The organism is Bizionia argentinensis JUB59 (genome assembly GCF_000224335.1).
GTDB classification, from domain to species: Bacteria; Bacteroidota; Bacteroidia; order Flavobacteriales; family Flavobacteriaceae; genus Algorimicrobium; species Algorimicrobium argentinense.
Window position 1 is genome coordinate 46,372 of record NZ_AFXZ01000002.1, and the last position, 16,923, is coordinate 63,294.

Sequence of the window (16,923 nt, forward strand, 5' to 3'; positions counted from 1 at the left end):
TTATAACTTTAAAAACGTATCAAAAAATTTTTCAAAATACTCGCTCGATTAGTTGCAACCATCTTGCTGCTGCTCATTATTTTGATGTTATTATTGTCTATTCCCATTGTTCAGACAGGTATTGCAAAACATGTAACCAATCGTCTTAATTCGGAATTTAAAACCAATATTAATATTGAAAGAATTGGATTGCAAATTAATGGAGATGTGGAACTTAAAGGTGTGCTTATCCGCGATTTTAAAAAAGATACATTAATAAGTGCTCAAGAGTTAAATACATCTATTCTAAGTTTTAAAAACCTTTATAACGGCAAATTAGTTTTTGGTGATATTGATTTGGAAACTGTTATTTTTAATCTCGTCACCTATAAAGGTGAAACCGATACGAATTTAGATGTGTTTGTGGCGCGTTTTGATTCTGATCTTAAGGATGATAAGGAGAGTACGTTTTTTATGTCCTCCAGTGATGTGACAATTAGGCAAGGGATTTTCAAAATGATAAATGAAAATAATGAAACGCCAAAAATTCTCGAATTCACTAATATTTATACCAATGCAACAAATCTTGTTATTAACGGTCCAAATGTTAGTGCGCGTATAAATACTTTGGCATTTGATGATAGTCGTGGCCTTAAAATGAAGAATTTAGTCACCAACTTCTCCTATACTAAAGAGCAAATTTCACTTGAAAATTTAGATATTAAAACGGAAAGCTCCGTTTTAAAGGGCGATGTAAAATTTAAATACAATCGGGAAGATTTACAGTTTTTTACGGATAAAGTTCAAGTAGATGCGCACTTTACCGAAGCAGATATTGCTTTAAATGAATTAAACACTTTTTATGATGAGTTTGGTATAAATCAACATGCTACTTTTAGTACTAGAATTACAGGTACTTTGAACGATATGTACCTTAATAATTTGAAGTTAAATACAAGCGGTAGTCGTATTTATGGTGATTTACATTTTAAAAACTTGTTTAATAAAGAAGACGGTAATTTTTATATGAATGGAGATTTTACCAACCTGTCTTCTAATTATAAAGATTTAAAAGCCTTGCTTCCAAACGTTTTAGGAAACGCCATTCCATCAGCTTTTGATAGGTTGGGTCGTTTTACCATTGTTGGAAAATCGGAAATTACAACCACTAATATTAAAGCAAATCTACAGATACAAACGGAATTAGGTTATATAGACTCCAATTTAGAAATGAAAACCTTTAGCGATGTGGATAATGCCACTTATAAAGGGAAAGTTGTTTTTAAAGAGTTTAATATTGGTGCGTTTATAGAAAATCCAAATTGGGGAAAAACCTCTTTAAACTTTAATGTTAATGGAAAAGGTTTTACATTAAAAAGTTTAGATACCAAGCTTTTAGGTGACGTGTATTCTGTGAATTACAACGGCTATGAATATAATAATATTGAGGTTTCAGGAAAAGTAGGAAATAATATTTACGATGGAAAAATTATATCCAATGATGATAACTTAAAACTAGACTTTAACGGATTAGCAGATTTTTCAAGTGATATTAATGAATTCGATTTTGTTGCCGATGTTAGCTATGCTAATTTAAAAGCCATGAATTTTGTTAAAAATGATACCTTATCTATTTTTAAAGGCTCGGTTATCATGAAGGTTTCTGGAACATCGCTAAACAACGCCATCGGTAATTTACAGTTTCTCGATACTTCCTATAAAAATGAACATGACACGTACTTTTTTGACGATTTTGAGATAACATCAACATTTCAAGATGACGTTCGCTTTATTAATGTCAATTCTCCAGACATCATCACGGGACAATTAAGCGGTGTGTTTTTATTTGAGGATATTAGCAAGTTATTCGAAAATGCTTTGGGTAGTATTTATGCAAATTACATACCTTATAAGGTGATGGAGAGTCAATACATCGATTTTAATTTTAATATTTATAATAAAATAGTTGAAGTTTTTGTTCCCGATATTGAGTTAGGGACCAACACATATATTCGTGGGCATGTGGAAAGCCAAGAGGACGAATTTAAAGTCACCTTTAAATCGCCTAAAATTAAGTTGTTCGATTATTTTGCTGATCAAATTTCGGTGCAAGTCGATAATAAAAATCCACTTTTTAATACTTATGTAGAAGTTGATAGTATTAATACCAACTTCTATAATATTTCTAAATTTAACCTTATTAATGTTACCTTAAAGGATACCTTATTTATAAGATCGGAATTCAATGGGGGAAAAAATAATAGCGATGTTTATAATTTAAGCTTTTACCATACTATTAATAAGGATAATAAATCGGTAGTTGGTTTTAGTCGCTCAGATGCTACTTTTAAGGGAAATAAGTGGATTGTTAATGAGAATAGAAATAGTAACAACAGACTGGTTTTTGACAATAAATTCAGAAATGTTAAAATAGACTCCTTTTTGGTGAGTCATAACGACGAACAAATTAGATTGGTTGGAGAATTACGAGACTCCACATATAAAGATATTAAGTTGAACTTCAAGGATGTCGATTTAGCTAAAATCACACCCGATATTGCTAATTTAGATTTACGCGGAAATGTTAATGGCAAATTGGATCTATTCCAGCAAAATGGACAATACTTGCCGGATTCTAATATATCTATAGACGATTTGGCTATAAATAATCTCGTTCTAGGATCATTTGATGCGCAAATTCGAGGCAATGAATCATTAACCAATTACTCGGTTTATGCTAAAATTAAAGATGATTCTAGCGAATCTTTTTCAGCAATCGGTATTATTGATGTCGCCGCAGATGTCTCGACTATTAATTTAAATCTAAATTTAAATAATTTTAATCTTTCACCTTTAAATCCATTTTTGGATGGCGTTTTATCTAATATTCGTGGAGATATTAATGGTATTGCCAAAGTAGAAGGTAGCTTAAGAAAACCTGAACTTAATGGCGATTTAGTATTAAATAATGGCGGACTAACTGTGCCATATTTAAATGTAGATTTCGATTTTGCTAATAAATCATCCGTCACGCTTGATAATCAGAGTTTCATTTTTAATAATATCCGCATAACGGATACGAAATATAATTCCAAGGGAATTTTAAATGGCGCTATTAATCATGTTAACTTCTCGGATTGGGGGTTGGATATTGATATTAATACACAGCGACTATTAGTTTTAGATACACAGGAAGAAACCGAAAACGCACCTTATTATGGTACTGGATTTATTGGCGGTATTGCCAGTTTAAAAGGACCTACAGACGACTTGGTAATAAGTGTTGTTGGCGAAACTAAAGCCGGAACAAGCTTTGTTATTCCGTTAACAGACTCTGCAACCTTTGGTGACAACTCCTTTATTCATTTTTTAACTCCGGAAGAAAAGTTAGCGAAATCTAAAGGAGAAGAAGTTCGTACTCAAAATATATCAGGGTTAAAACTGGATTTTGAACTAGATATTACCCAAGATGCCGAAATAGAAATTGTGATAGATGAAATTTCTGGAAGTACTATTAAGGGTAGTGGTGTAGGTGGTTTACTAATTGATATTAATACCAATGGGAAATTCAATATTTATGGGGATTTCGCGGTGTTTCAAGGAGTTTATAATTTTATGTTTGGCGGTATTGTTCAAAAGAAATTTATAGTAGAACCAGGTGGAACGTTAGCTTGGGAAGGCGATCCGTTTACGGCTCAAGTAAATATTAATGCTATTTATAAAACACAAGCAAATCCTTCACCACTATTAGATAATCCAATTAATAGGAGTATTCCTGTTCATGTCATGACCAATTTAAATGGCCCATTGGAAAAGCCAAATATTGAATTTGAGTTTGAGTTTCCCACGGTAAATTCAACAGTGCGATCCGAGTTAAATTACCGTTTAGATTCCAAGGAAGACAAAGATAACCAAGCGTTATATTTATTGGCAACAGGTGCATTTTCTAACCGATTAAATGATATAAATATTACAGGAACTGTAACGGAACGTTTAAATGGTATAATTAATGGTTTCTTTTCCACCACGGATAATAAAGTTAATATTGGCGTGAATTTTGAGGCTGGCGAAAACACACCAGATTATCAAACCGATGATAGACTGGGTGTTACGTTGCAAACCAATATAAGCGATCGTATTTTAATTAATGGAAAAGTGGGTGTGCCAGTTGGTGGTGTTAGCGAAACCGTAATTGCTGGCGATGTTCAAATAGATTTTCTATTAAATGATGAAGGCACACTTACAGCTAAAGTATTTAATAGAGAAAATAATATCCGAAACTTTGGTGAAGAAATTGGCTATACTCAAGGTGTTGGTATTGCATGGAATGTGGATTTTGATACATTTAGTGAGTTGATTCAGATTATTTTCAAAGGCAAACAAGAGTACGAAGAAGAAAAAGCTAAAGAAGTTGAAGAAGCAAAAGAAGCTGAAGAAAATGCTAAAAATCTACCAAGTTATTTAGGTTTCAAGAAAGAAGAAGAAGATTAAATCGTATCTTAAATTTGACTCGTAGTGAGTAGATTATATACCTAATTTTAAAACCATTGTTAGCAAAATATCTAGGTTTTACGCCTGGCCATATTTTATTGCAATTGCTTATATTATGTGGGAATTGTTTATTAGATTTACTTATATTAAGTGATAAATATGTTGAAAAAAATCAGTAAAATAGGTGTTTTAACATCGGGAGGCGATGCGCCAGGAATGAATGCCGCTATTCGCTCTGTAGTCAGAACGTGTGCATATCATGAGGTAGAATGTGTAGGTATTTATAGAGGTTTTGAAGGTTTAATAGAAGCTGATTTTAAATCCCTTTCTGCCCGTGCTGTAAACAACATTATTCATACAGGAGGCACGATGCTTAAATCGGCTAGATGCCAAGATTTTAGAACAGAAGAAGGTCAACAGAAAGCATATAATAATTTAAAAAAGGAAGGCATAGAAGCTTTGGTAATTATTGGTGGTGATGGTAGTTTTAATGGTGGTTTAGTATTTAATAAAGCCTTTAATTTCCCAGTAATCGGTATCCCAGGAACTATTGATAATGATATTTTTGGAACCAATTTTACATTGGGCTTTGACACAGCTATTAATACTGTTGTAGAAGTAATTGATAAAATTAGAGACACGGCTAGTTCACATAAACGCTTGTTTTTTGTTGAAGTTATGGGTCGCGATGTGGGCCATATTGCATTAAATGCTGGTGTTGGAGCAGGGGCAGAAGAAATATTAATTCCAGAAGAGGATTTAGGTTTAGAACGCCTTTTGGAATCTTTAAGACGTAGTAAGAAATCAGGAAAATCATCCAGTATTGTGGTTGTAGCTGAAGGCGATAAAATTGGCAAAAATGTTTTCGAACTAAAAGATTATGTGGAAGCTAATATGGAAGAATATGAAGTACGTGTGTCGGTTTTAGGGCATATGCAACGCGGTGGATCTCCCTCTTGTTTCGATCGTGTTTTGGCTAGTAGAATGGGTGTAAAAGCTGTGGAAACACTTCTAGAAGGAAAAAGTAATTATATGGTGGGGATTTTAGATAATAAAATTACTTTAACACCATTAGAAAAAGCCGTAAAAGGCAAATCAGAAATAAATAAAGAATTATTGCGTGTGTCTGATATAATGACCACCTAAATAATAAGTATTAATAAAAAATAAAAATGTCGAAAATGAAATTAGGAATAAACGGGTTTGGAAGAGTAGGACGTATTGTTTTTAGGGCGACTATAAGCAGACCAAATGTTGAAGTTGTTGCAATTAATGATTTATTAGATGTAGAGCATTTAGCATATTTGTTAAAATACGATTCTGTTCACGGACGTTTTGATGGTACGGTTGAAGTTGAAAATGGCCACTTGGTGGTTAATGGAAAAACAGTTCGTGTAACAGCCGAACGTGATCCTAAAAACTTAAAATGGGATGAAGTTGGAGCAACTGTAATTGCAGATTGTACCGGGATTTTTAAAACTATTGATTCAGCGAAAGGACATATTGAAGCTGGCGCCAAAAAAGTGATTATTTCCGCACCAAGTAAAGATGCACCTATGTTTGTAATGGGCGTAAATCATAAAGATGCTAAAGCTTCTGACACTATTGTCTCTAATGCATCATGTACTACAAATTGTTTAGCACCAATGGCTAAAATTATAAATGATAATTTTGGTTTTGAAGAAGGATTAATGACAACGGTTCATGCGGCAACATCATCTCAAAGTACGGTAGATGCACCAAGTGCTAAAAACTATCGCATAGGACGTTCTGCCATGAATAATATTATTCCAACAACTACAGGTGCAGCAAAAGCAGTTGGAATAGTGATTCCTGAATTAGATGGTAAGTTAACAGGTATGGCGTTTAGAGTGCCAACAGCAGATGTTTCTGTGGTTGACTTAACTGTGCGAACTAAAAAAGAAACGTCTTTAGAAGAAATTAAAAAAGTTTTTAAATTGGCATCTGAGGGTGATTATAAAGGTATTGTTGGATATACTGAAGATGCTGTTGTTTCCCAAGATTTTGTTGGTGAAACAAATATTTGTGTTTTTGATGCAGATGCGTCTATTGAATTGAATTCTAATTTTTTCAAATTGGTAGGTTGGTATGATAATGAATATGCCTATTCTTATAAATTAGTAGAGTTGGCAGAACATATAAATAGCTTATAATTACAATCTACATTTAAATCCGCAGGCTTATAGTTTATAATTATAAGCTTCGGATTTGTTTTATTCTTATACCTTATGATATTAATTGTTGATAGTGGTTCTACTAAATGCGACTGGATTTCAGTAAATAAAAAAGGAGAGTATCTTTTGGGTAAAATGAGAACCAAAGGCTTAAATCCAGCAATTTTAAGTAAAACTGAATTATCTGAAATTATTATTAGTCATGTAGATTTAAATAAGCATAAACTAGACGTTAAGCAGATTCATTTTTATGGAGCAGGCTGTGGAACAGAAGAACCGCGCTTACTTTTAACGCAGGTTCTAGAGTCCATATTTATTAATGCTGAAATAGAAGTTAAAGAGGATACTTTTGCTGCCGTTCGTGCAACATTAAGCACAGCCAAGGAAGCTGCTGTGGTTTGTATTTTGGGCACAGGATCTAATTGTAGTTATTATGATGGCAAAGTACTTCATCAACGGGTAAATTCTTTAGGATATACTATTATGGATGACGCCTCAGGGAATTACTATGGCAGACAATTAATTCGTGATTACTATTTTAAACGCATGCCACAAACACTGCGATCAGCTTTTGCTGATACATACAATTTAGATACCGATATTATTAAATATAATTTATACAAACAATCAAATCCCAATGCGTATTTAGCAGGTTTTGCGGAATTTATGTTTGCAAAAAAGGATTCATCAGACTATATAAAAGAATTAATTAAAAAGGGATTACGCTTATTTTCTGAAACTATGATTTTACAATTTCAGGACGAAATTAAAACGGTTCCTGTACATTTTTCCGGTTCCATAGCGCATTTTTCAAAAGAAGAAATTATAGAAGTTGCCCAAGAATTTGGGTATTCAGTAGGGAATATTATTAGACGTCCAATCGATGGCTTGGTTAGTTATCATACAAACAGAAAAGAATAATGGAAATAGCCATAATAGCACATGACGGAAAAAAAGCAGAAATGGTTCAATTTTTAAATGAACATAAAGCATTTTTTCATCAAGATCATATCACACTAGTATCTACGGGAACGACAGGTAATAAAGTGGAAGCCGCTGGTTTTAAAGTTAAGAAATTATTGTCAGGTCCATTAGGAGGCGATGCCCAAATTGCTGGTCGTGTTGCTGAAGAGTTATGTGAAATGGTGTTGTTTTTCCGAGATCCTTTAGCAAAACATCCACATGAGCCAGATGTACTTATGCTTATGCGTTTGTGTGATGTTCATGATGTTCCTTTGGCTACAAATCCCGCGACTGCTTTACTGTTAATAAATGGATTATCATATTTAAAATAAAGCGTTTAAATCAAATTTTGTAAAGTTTATGAATTTGAAGTACTTATTAATAGTTTAGCCGTAATTTCTAATTACTTAACAGCTATCATACTGATCTCAACATTCACATATTTCGGTAAATTTGCAACCTCTACGGTTTCACGAGCAGGAGCGGTATCCGAATTAAAATAAGTTGCATAAACGCTATTTATTTTACTAAAGTTCTCCATGTCACTTATAAATATAGACGATTTAATAACGTTTTCAAAAGTCATATCAGCAGCTGCTAAAACAGCTTTCATGTTTTGCATAACTTGCTCGGTTTCCAATTCTATGGTTTCTAAAACCAATTCGTTTGTTTTCGGATTTATAGCAATTTGTCCAGATGTATAAAGCATATTGCCAACTAAAACAGCTTGGTTATAAGGTCCAATTGGAGCAGGAGCGTGTTCAGTATTAATTATTTTCTTCATAATAAAAACAGAATTTAATATTATAATTATAACCTTTGATCAGGTCGTTTACGTTTTTCGTATTTAATATCTTTCAAAATATTAGATTTGATTCCAATAAAGAAATACCACGAACTTCGTGAGCTAAATGGTACCCAGCTCAAGTTCATCCGCCAACTTAATAAGTCGCGTTCAAACCGTAGTTGTGTATACGTAAAGCCATTATTTTTAAAATCGTAACCAGAGGATGCACCAACGGTCCATTGCGGTGCTATTTCAACATCACCAGAAAACATAAGAGAATGAGATGATATTTCATTTTCCCGTCTGGAATTACCATAATTTACAGCGTATGCAAATCTAATGTTCCAAGGGATTTTGTTAGAGTATAGCTTACTTTTCTCTCGTTCTTTATCGTCTTTCTTGTCGTAATAACTCTGATCAGAAAAATCTTGAGCACGACCAAATAAATCATCGGCACGACCACCACTTCTTAAGTTTTCTTCGGTACTTTTATCATTTCCGCCACCATCAAAAATGGAACTAGAAAGCGAATAACTCATCGTTACATTCGCACTTGTTAACCGCAATAAACTACCGCCATTATTAACATTAAATTTATCTATTTTGTTATTATTATTGTCTAATGCGTATGGATCCATTGTGGCTCCAAAGTTTACGGACATCTGATTATTAAAAAATTGCGTGTTTCCAGACATACGTAACGGACTCCAATTTAATGAATCACCAGCTACATTATATGCAGTTGAAAAGTTTAAGTTATCTAGAAGTTTAATTTTTTTAGCTTCGGTTGCTGTGGAGTCTTTATCACGTACTTTGGCTTCAATATTATTTGATAAACTCAAGCCGATAGAGCTCGAATATCTATTGTTAGGCGCACCAAATAAGCCGCCCTCAAAACGTGTGTACTCCATATCTGAAGTTGTTAAACCATCAGCACTTACAACTTCATAAGTGTCATAATATTTACTAAAAGATGGATTGATATTATAGCTTACGGATGGCCTCATTACATGACGAATTTGCTGAATTTTCCGATCCTTTCCATCTTTTCTAAAATCGAACATACCGTACAAAGTAGTTCCTACACTTGTGCTAAAATTATAGGTTCTAAAAGCATCAAATTTATTTACAGGTTCTGATATAGTTTTATTCTCATCGGTATCATAATATTTTCTTACTGTTTCAAAAACCCAAGTTTCATCGTATGATGTGCTTGCACTAACACTTAAATGCTTAAACACTTTAAAGTTTGTTGTTAAAGGAATACTGTGTTTAACGCCACTTTTCGCATCGTTCCACATTTCCTTTTTAAAGAATAAGGAATCCGTTGTTTGAATTCTATTTTCTCCTCTAACATTATACTGAAAATTGATGTTTTGAATAATACCTTTTTTAATACCCTCTTTAGGAGCAAACGGATAAATACGACTTACACTGGCTTGCACCGTTGGCAATGTCATGTTTATCATTTCGGTATTCGTATTTTGCGAATGTGTTGCCGTAGCGCTAAAATTTACTTGTGGCTCCCCTTGAAACGTTTTGGCATAAGAAACGGAAGATGCCAGTGTATTATTTAAAAAGCTGGGCGCGTTTACTTGGTTTAATGAGGTTTGATAGTATTTACTACTTCCTAAGTTAACAGATGCGGAAAATCGAGAAGATGGGTTTGCTTTTGCATCTTGACTATGCGACCAACGGATGTTATAAATATTTGATTTACCGTAATCAGGAAAACCGCGTTCACTATTAATTAAGTTTTCATAGCGAAATCCTAAATTTCCATTAAAGCGATATCTTTTGGCATAAGCACTTTCCATGCGTAAACCATAACTACCATTGGTATAATAATCGCCTAAAACCGCTAAATCCATATAGTCGCTTAAGGCAAAATAATATCCACCATTTTGAATAAAGTACCCACGATTACTTTCCTCACCAAAAGTTGGAAAAATAACCCCAGAAGTTTGTTTACTTGTTAATGGAAAGAAACCGAAAGGTAAACCCAAGGGTGTTGGAACATCGGCAATAACCATATTCGTTAAGCCAACAACAATTTTTTCACCAGGAACAACTTTTATTTTACTGGATTGAAAGTAGTATTCTGGATTTTCAATATCTTTTGCAGTAGTAAAACGTCCTTTATATAGGAATATAACCGAATCATTTACCTTTTTTGTAATAGGTGCATAAATTTTAATATCTCCTTGCTCCGTATTTGAATTGTAAATTAAGGCCTTTTCGCTTTTGGTATTAAACTTTATAGAATCGGGTTTAATTTCATTATCTGCTTGTTTAAAAATAGGCGCTTGGGTGTAAACTCCCGTAGAATCCATAATACCTTTGGCAAAGACAGTATTGGTATTATAATCTATGATAATAATTCCGGCCTTTAACTCTATATCCTCATAATAGACTTCGGCTTCATTATATAGGTACGTTTTTTGTTCCTTATTATTAAAGGTTTGGTAATCGGTAGCCTTGTATTTAAGCGGTCCAGTAAGGGTCTCTTTTTTCGGTTTTACAGTATCGGTAAGTGTACTGTCTTGGCCTTTTTCTGAAGTTATAGGCTTTATTTTGTCGCCAATGCTTACATTTAAGCTATCTCCGTCTTTAGTAGACTCGAGATTAATTCCAGTTTTAGGCAAGTCTTGGCTGAAGCCAAAAGTGTTTATAAACACTGTGAAACTTAAGGCAAAAAGTATGTGAAAGTTGTTTGTACGCAACGCTTTTAAATGTATTTTTGTAAAAGTATGGCTCGGTTTTTGAATTCCCAAAACTACATATATTTTTTGTGATTAAATTAAAATTTGAGAAATATCCAAAATTAAAATAAACGAACTAAAAAGTTGTTATATTCTTTATGAAAACGAATGTCTATATAAGTTTCTTACTTTTCACCTTAATTTTAACAGTATCTTCTATGGGGTCTGCCTTTGCTCAAGGTAAATCAGATAAGTTTGTAGTGGTGCTAGATGCCGGTCATGGTGGACATGATCCTGGTAATTTAGGAAGTGGTTACAAAGAAAAAACAATTGCATTAAATATTGTTTTAGAAGTGGGTAAGGAGCTCGAGAAAAACAAAAACATTAAAGTTATTTACACGCGAAAAACGGATGTATTCATAAAGCTTCGAGAACGGGCTGCTATTGCCAATAGGGCAGATGCCGATTTGTTTGTGTCTGTACATTGCAATGCTTTTACTAACTCAGCTTATGGAACAGAGACTTATGTTCTTGGTTTACATGCCAATGAGCAGAATTTTAATGTTGCAAAAAAGGAAAACGAGGTTATTTTCCTAGAGGATGATTACGAAAAACATTATGAAGGTTTTGATCCAAATTCGCCAGAATCGCTAATTGGTTTAACCTTAATGCAGGAAGAGTACTTAGATCAAAGTATTCAATTAGCAAGTTTTATAGAAAATAATTTCACAGGAAAACTTAAGCGTAAAAGTCGGGGTGTTAAACAAGCAGGATTTTGGGTGCTTCATAATACTTATATGCCGAGTGTTTTAATTGAAACGGGCTTTTTAACATATAAACCGGAAGGACTTTATTTGAATTCTAATAAGGGTCAAGCTGAAATGGCTTCAGCTATTAAAGATGCCATATTGAATTATAAAGATAATTTAGATCAAAATGTTGGCGATTTCTTTCATCCGGATGTTCTCAATGAAGCTATTGCTACTGATAATACACAGAGGTCTCCTGAAGTTTATGAAGGCATAACTTTTAAAGTTCAAATTGCCGCTAGTTCAAGAAAAATTCTGCCAAAATCTTATAATTTTAAAAGTCTAGATCCTATTTCTAGGTTGCAAGCAGAGAATCTTTATAAGTATTATTATGGTGCCACTTCTGATTATAGTGAAGCAGTACGTTTTAAAAATGAAGCAGACACCGGTGGTTATGAAGGTTGCTTTATTGTGGCTTTTAAAAATGACTTGCAAGTACCCTTAAATGAGGTCTTAAAATCATCTTCAAATTAAAGCGTTTCTTTATAAATTTATTTCTAATTTTGTTTAATAATTAAATAATATCACTTTGAAAATATCAAAAGAAGTAAAAACGGCCATTTTGGTGCTAGCTGGAATAGTATTTCTAGTTTTTGGAATCAACTATTTAAAAGGAGTCAGTCTTTTTGATGGCGCAAATACTTATTATACTGAATTTGATTACAATGCTTTGGTGGCGTCCTCTGCAGTAACTATTAAGGGTAATAATATAGGTCAAATAAAGTCTATAAAATACATACCAGAAACCAGTAAAACATTGGTTGCTTTTACTGTTAAAAATGAATTAGAGTTTTCTAAAAACAGTAAAGTTCGTTTGTATTCTTCAGGTTTGTTAGGCGATAATGCGCTTGCAATTATACCAGCTAATGATGGTGCAATGGCTGTAGATGGCGATAAGTTAGTTTCAGAAGTTGAAATGGGACTGGTTGAAAAGCTTACAGGGAATTTTTCGGAAATTAGCACAGATTTAGGATCTACATTAAAATCGGCAGATACAACGCTTATTGGTCTGAATTCAATTCTTAGAGACGAATCAGATCAAGGTTTAAAAAGTGCCATCGCTGAATTAAATGCAACAATTAAATCGTTTAGAGGTTTATCAGACTCCTTTAACACCTTGGTTCGTAGCAATGAAGCTGGGTTATCAAATGTTATTCGTAATTTCGATTCTATAAGTGGTAATCTAGCCGTTGTAACAAATGATTTGAAAAAAGCAGATCTTTCGAAAACTTTGGGTAATTTAGACAATACATTAGCCAACGTGAATAGTTTATTGGCCGATTTAGAAAACGGTCAAGGTACCATGGGTAAATTACTAAAAGACGATAAGCTATATACGAATCTGGAAATTGCATCCATGCAATTAAGAGAATTGTTACAAGATGTAAAACTTAATCCAAAGCGTTACGTAAACGTATCTGTTTTTGGAGGAAAGAATAAAAAAGATTTCGAAAAGCCGGAAGACGAAAGAGAATAAACCAAACTAACCATGAATTATATTCCCAACATACTTTTTGCCATTGCATTAATAATTGGTATTGGCTATTTTGCTAACAATATTCGAAAGCTATTTCGTAATATAAAGTTGGGCCAAGATGTAGACGTAAGTGATAATACATCGCAACGTTGGAAAAACATGATAAACATTGCTTTAGGTCAAAGTAAAATGGTAAAACGTCCAGTTTCTGGATTTTTACATGTTATTGTTTATGTGGGCTTTATTATTATAAACATTGAGGTTCTTGAAATAATTATCGATGGTTTATTTGGCTCTCACAGAATTTTTTCCGAATTATTACCAACATCAGTTTACGGGTTTTTAATAGCCTCGTTTGAAATATTAGCTGCTTTAGTTTTTGTTTCAGTTGTTATTTTTTGGATACGTAGAAATGTAATTAAGATTCAACGTTTTTGGAAAGCAGAAATGAAAGGTTGGCCAAAAAGTGATGGAAATATCATTCTTTATATTGAAATGATTTTAATGGCCTTATTCTTAGTCATGAATGCGACAGATACAGCGTTTCAAAGTATGAATTCTGGTAATGTAATCAGTCAATTTATAGCACCACTTTTTAGTGGATTACCTGAAGTAACAATTGCAGTTATAGAACGTTCGGCTTGGTGGTTACATATTTTAGGAATTTTAGGATTTCTAAACTATCTATATTTTTCAAAGCATTTACATATTCTATTGGCATTTCCAAACACCTATTATGGTAAAGTAAAACCAAAAGGACAGCTTGATAATTTGGTAGCAGTAACAAAAGAGGTTAAAATGATGATGGATCCAGATGCCGATCCTTATGCAGCAGCACCTGAAGAGGATGCTGATGAAATACCAGCTAAATTTGGTGCTAGTGACGTTCAAGATTTAAATTGGGTACAATTACTAAACGCTTATACCTGTACAGAATGCGGACGTTGCACTAATGAATGCCCAGCTAATATAACAGGTAAAAAATTATCACCGCGAAAAATCATGATGGATACGCGCGATAGATTAGAAGAAGTAGGAAAAAATATTGACGCCAATAAAGGAGTTTTTGTAGATGATGGTAAGCAATTATTAGACGATTATATTACGCGTGAAGAATTATGGGCTTGTACATCATGTAATGCATGTGTCGAAGCTTGTCCTGTTAGTATTGATCCGCTTTCTATAATTATGGATATGCGTCGTTATTTAGTGATGGAACAAAGTGCTGCTCCAATGGAATTAAATAACATGATGACCAATATTGAAAATAATGCGGCACCTTGGCCTTACAACCAAATGGATCGATTAAACTGGAAAAACGAATAAGTAATTAGGTACTATAAACTGAAAAACCGTTAAGAATTCTGTTTCAACATATAGTTTATTAATTATTGCATTTCTATTTTTAGGAATTGGAAACATGCAAGGACAAGGTTATGCTAAAGATTCTTTACAAATAAAAGTTTATACACAAATAACTTATAAAAATAAGGAAGCTAAAGATATTAAATTGCTAAAAGTTTTTTGCGATTATTGTTCAGACGCTCAAACCACTAGTATGGGAAACGCCGCTTTACGTCGTTCATATGATGAGCGTTATTATCCTGAAAACATATTAGTTAATGGAAAAAAAAAGTTAGCAATCATAATTAGGATAGCTAAAGATGATTTTTTAGGTATTGATACGGAAACTATAAACGAAAAATCGCCATAGAAAAGTACTATTAAATAAGTTTTAAAATGAAAAGAGAGGACGCCGATAAATTGTTACATGATAAAGTAGAAGCAGGTGAAAAAATCAGCCCTATTCTGCCAGAAGGCGTAAAGAATTATTTAATAGATATTGATGGAACTATTACGGAAGATGTTCCTAATGAAGAGCCTGAACGCATGGAAACCTGCAAGCCTTATCCGGACGCTCTAATTACCTGCAATAAATGGCACGATGAAGGGCATTTAATATGTTTTTTCACATCCAGAATAGAGGATCATCGTGAGGTTACCGAAAAATGGCTTAATAAACATGGATTTAGATTCCATAGTTTATTAATGGGAAAACCACGAGGTGGCAATTACCATTGGATAGATAACCATTTGGTGAAAGCCACACAATACAAAGGAAAATTTACAGATTTAGTCGATAAAAAAATCACCATCCAAGTTTTTGATGATGGTCCAAACGAATAATAATTTATAATGAGCGAACAACTTAAAGTGCCAACCATGGCAGAATATATGGCAGAAGGCAAGCAACCAGAAGTATTATTCTGGGTTGGTTGTGCTGGTAGTTTTGATGATAGAGCCAAAAAAATAACAAAAGCATTTGTAAAAATATTAAATAAATCAAATGTTGATTTTGCTGTTCTAGGTACGGAAGAAGGTTGTACTGGCGATCCTGCAAAGCGAAGCGGAAATGAATTTTTGTTTCAAATGCAAGCCATGACCAATATAGAAGTCTTGAATGCTTACGAGATTACCAAAATCGTTACCACTTGTCCGCATTGCTTTAATACCATGAAAAATGAGTATCCAGAACTCGGTGGGAAATATGAAGTAATGCACCACACTCAATTTTTAAAATCTCTTTTAAACGATGGTCGTTTAACTATCGAAGGAGGTCAATTTAAAGGTAAACGAATAACATTTCATGATCCGTGTTTTCTGGGTCGTGGTAATGGTGTTTATGAAGCACCACGCGATTTAATTCGTAAATTGGATGCCGAATTAGTAGAGATGAAAAGCTGTAAAAGTCGTGGTTTATGCTGTGGCGCAGGTGGTGCACAAATGTTTAAAGATGCTGAAAAAGGTGATAAAGAAATTAACGTTGAACGTACCGAGGAAGCCATGGAAATTAAACCAGAAATTATTGCCGCTGGTTGTCCTTTTTGTAACACCATGATGACCGATGGTGTAAAAGCAAAAGACCAAGAAAGTAAAATAGAGGTTATGGATATTGCTGAACTGATTGCTAATGCTGACGATTTATAAAACTTATGAGCTTTTTTGAAAAAAATAAAACGTATATCAAATTAGGAGTTATATCTGGAATTATGTTTGCCCTCGTTATGGTGGTATTCGATTATTATATGGATAGACCCTTTTTATTATGGAAATTTGGATTGCACTTTGTGTTATTTGGATTTTTTAATGCCTTTATGGCGCGTCGAAAGGTGAAAAAGGAAGAAGAAAAACGCAATAAATAATTAGAAATTGCAATTGGTATTAACACCGATTGCAAGTATTACTTGTGTGAATTTCGAATGGTATAATGCTTACTTTAAGCATTATGGCTTATTGTTATGTTTTAAGTATTACGATTTAGAATAATCAAGAAATGATTACTTACAAAAGTAATAAAAAAGTGTTTATTGTTGGATGCGTTCAAAGAATAGTATTCGTAGTATCAAAGGCTGCCTCTAATTTCACCAATAATTCAACCTTTCAATTGAAACAATTTTTGCTATATTTTTTGTCGTATGACCTTATTTTGGGAATGACAATAAGTATGATTAATAATAAA

The 16,923-nt window shown here is 33.3% G+C and carries 14 protein-coding genes; 12 read left to right on the forward strand and 2 right to left on the reverse strand.

Annotated elements, in window-relative coordinates:
* The first annotated feature begins 84 nt into the window (after nt 1-84).
* The 5 genes from BZARG_RS00360 to BZARG_RS00380 all read left to right on the forward strand — a co-directional run bounded on the left by BZARG_RS00360 (nt 85) and on the right by BZARG_RS00380 (nt 7,960).
* Nucleotides 85-4,470, forward strand: coding sequence for a translocation/assembly module TamB domain-containing protein (locus BZARG_RS00360; protein WP_008634233.1), 4,386 nt, complete (start codon nt 85-87; stop codon nt 4,468-4,470).
* Nucleotides 4,471-4,629: 159 nt separating this feature from the next.
* Nucleotides 4,630-5,616 (forward strand): 6-phosphofructokinase, encoded by a 987-nt coding sequence (pfkA, locus tag BZARG_RS00365; RefSeq protein ID WP_008634552.1) that lies wholly within the window; start codon nt 4,630-4,632, stop codon nt 5,614-5,616.
* A gap of 26 nt (nt 5,617-5,642) precedes the next feature.
* Complete coding sequence (gene gap, locus BZARG_RS00370) at nt 5,643-6,644, forward strand: type I glyceraldehyde-3-phosphate dehydrogenase (protein WP_040287857.1); 1,002 nt, start codon at nt 5,643-5,645, stop codon at nt 6,642-6,644.
* Between the two features lie 75 nt (nt 6,645-6,719).
* Nucleotides 6,720-7,586, forward strand: coding sequence for an N-acetylglucosamine kinase-like protein (locus BZARG_RS00375; RefSeq protein WP_008634477.1), 867 nt, complete (start codon nt 6,720-6,722; stop codon nt 7,584-7,586).
* Nucleotides 7,586-7,960, forward strand: coding sequence for a methylglyoxal synthase (locus BZARG_RS00380; protein ID WP_008634221.1), 375 nt, complete (start codon nt 7,586-7,588; stop codon nt 7,958-7,960). The genes BZARG_RS00375 and BZARG_RS00380 overlap by 1 nt, the downstream gene beginning before the upstream one ends.
* 71 nt (nt 7,961-8,031) lie before the next feature.
* Here BZARG_RS00380 and BZARG_RS00385 read toward each other — a convergent pair whose 3' ends face one another.
* Nucleotides 8,032-8,412 carry a Rid family detoxifying hydrolase gene (locus tag BZARG_RS00385; RefSeq protein WP_008634268.1) on the reverse strand — a complete coding sequence of 127 codons (381 nt, stop codon included), beginning with the start codon at nt 8,410-8,412 and terminating at the stop codon, nt 8,032-8,034.
* A 26-nt stretch (nt 8,413-8,438) separates the two neighbouring features.
* Complete coding sequence (locus BZARG_RS00390; RefSeq protein WP_008634485.1) at nt 8,439-11,189, reverse strand: putative LPS assembly protein LptD; 2,751 nt, start codon at nt 11,187-11,189, stop codon at nt 8,439-8,441.
* A gap of 86 nt (nt 11,190-11,275) precedes the next feature.
* On the opposite strand from BZARG_RS00390, the gene BZARG_RS00395 reads away from it, so the two are divergent.
* The 7 genes from BZARG_RS00395 (at nt 11,276) to BZARG_RS00425 (ending at nt 16,606) form a co-directional block, all read left to right on the forward strand.
* A complete protein-coding gene (locus BZARG_RS00395) occupies nt 11,276-12,400 on the forward strand; it encodes an N-acetylmuramoyl-L-alanine amidase family protein (RefSeq protein WP_040287858.1) in 1,125 nt (374 codons plus the stop codon).
* A 55-nt stretch (nt 12,401-12,455) separates the two neighbouring features.
* Nucleotides 12,456-13,403, forward strand: a complete 948-nt coding sequence (locus BZARG_RS00400; protein WP_008634434.1) for an MlaD family protein — start codon at nt 12,456-12,458, stop codon at nt 13,401-13,403.
* A 12-nt stretch (nt 13,404-13,415) separates the two neighbouring features.
* Nucleotides 13,416-14,729: a (Fe-S)-binding protein gene (locus BZARG_RS00405; RefSeq protein WP_008634700.1), complete on the forward strand. Its 1,314-nt coding sequence runs from the start codon at nt 13,416-13,418 to the stop codon at nt 14,727-14,729.
* A gap of 94 nt (nt 14,730-14,823) precedes the next feature.
* Nucleotides 14,824-15,117, forward strand: coding sequence for a hypothetical protein (locus tag BZARG_RS00410; protein WP_008634399.1), 294 nt, complete (start codon nt 14,824-14,826; stop codon nt 15,115-15,117).
* 26 nt (nt 15,118-15,143) lie between these two features.
* Complete coding sequence (locus BZARG_RS00415; protein ID WP_008634516.1) at nt 15,144-15,590, forward strand: LNS2 domain-containing protein; 447 nt, start codon at nt 15,144-15,146, stop codon at nt 15,588-15,590.
* A gap of 9 nt (nt 15,591-15,599) precedes the next feature.
* The gene (locus tag BZARG_RS00420; RefSeq protein WP_008634400.1) at nt 15,600-16,391 is read left to right on the forward strand and encodes a (Fe-S)-binding protein; all 792 of its coding nucleotides are present in this window, start codon (nt 15,600-15,602) and stop codon (nt 16,389-16,391) included.
* 5 nt (nt 16,392-16,396) lie between these two features.
* A complete protein-coding gene (locus tag BZARG_RS00425) occupies nt 16,397-16,606 on the forward strand; it encodes a hypothetical protein (RefSeq protein WP_008634371.1) in 210 nt (69 codons plus the stop codon).
* Nucleotides 16,607-16,923: the final 317 nt, after the last annotated feature.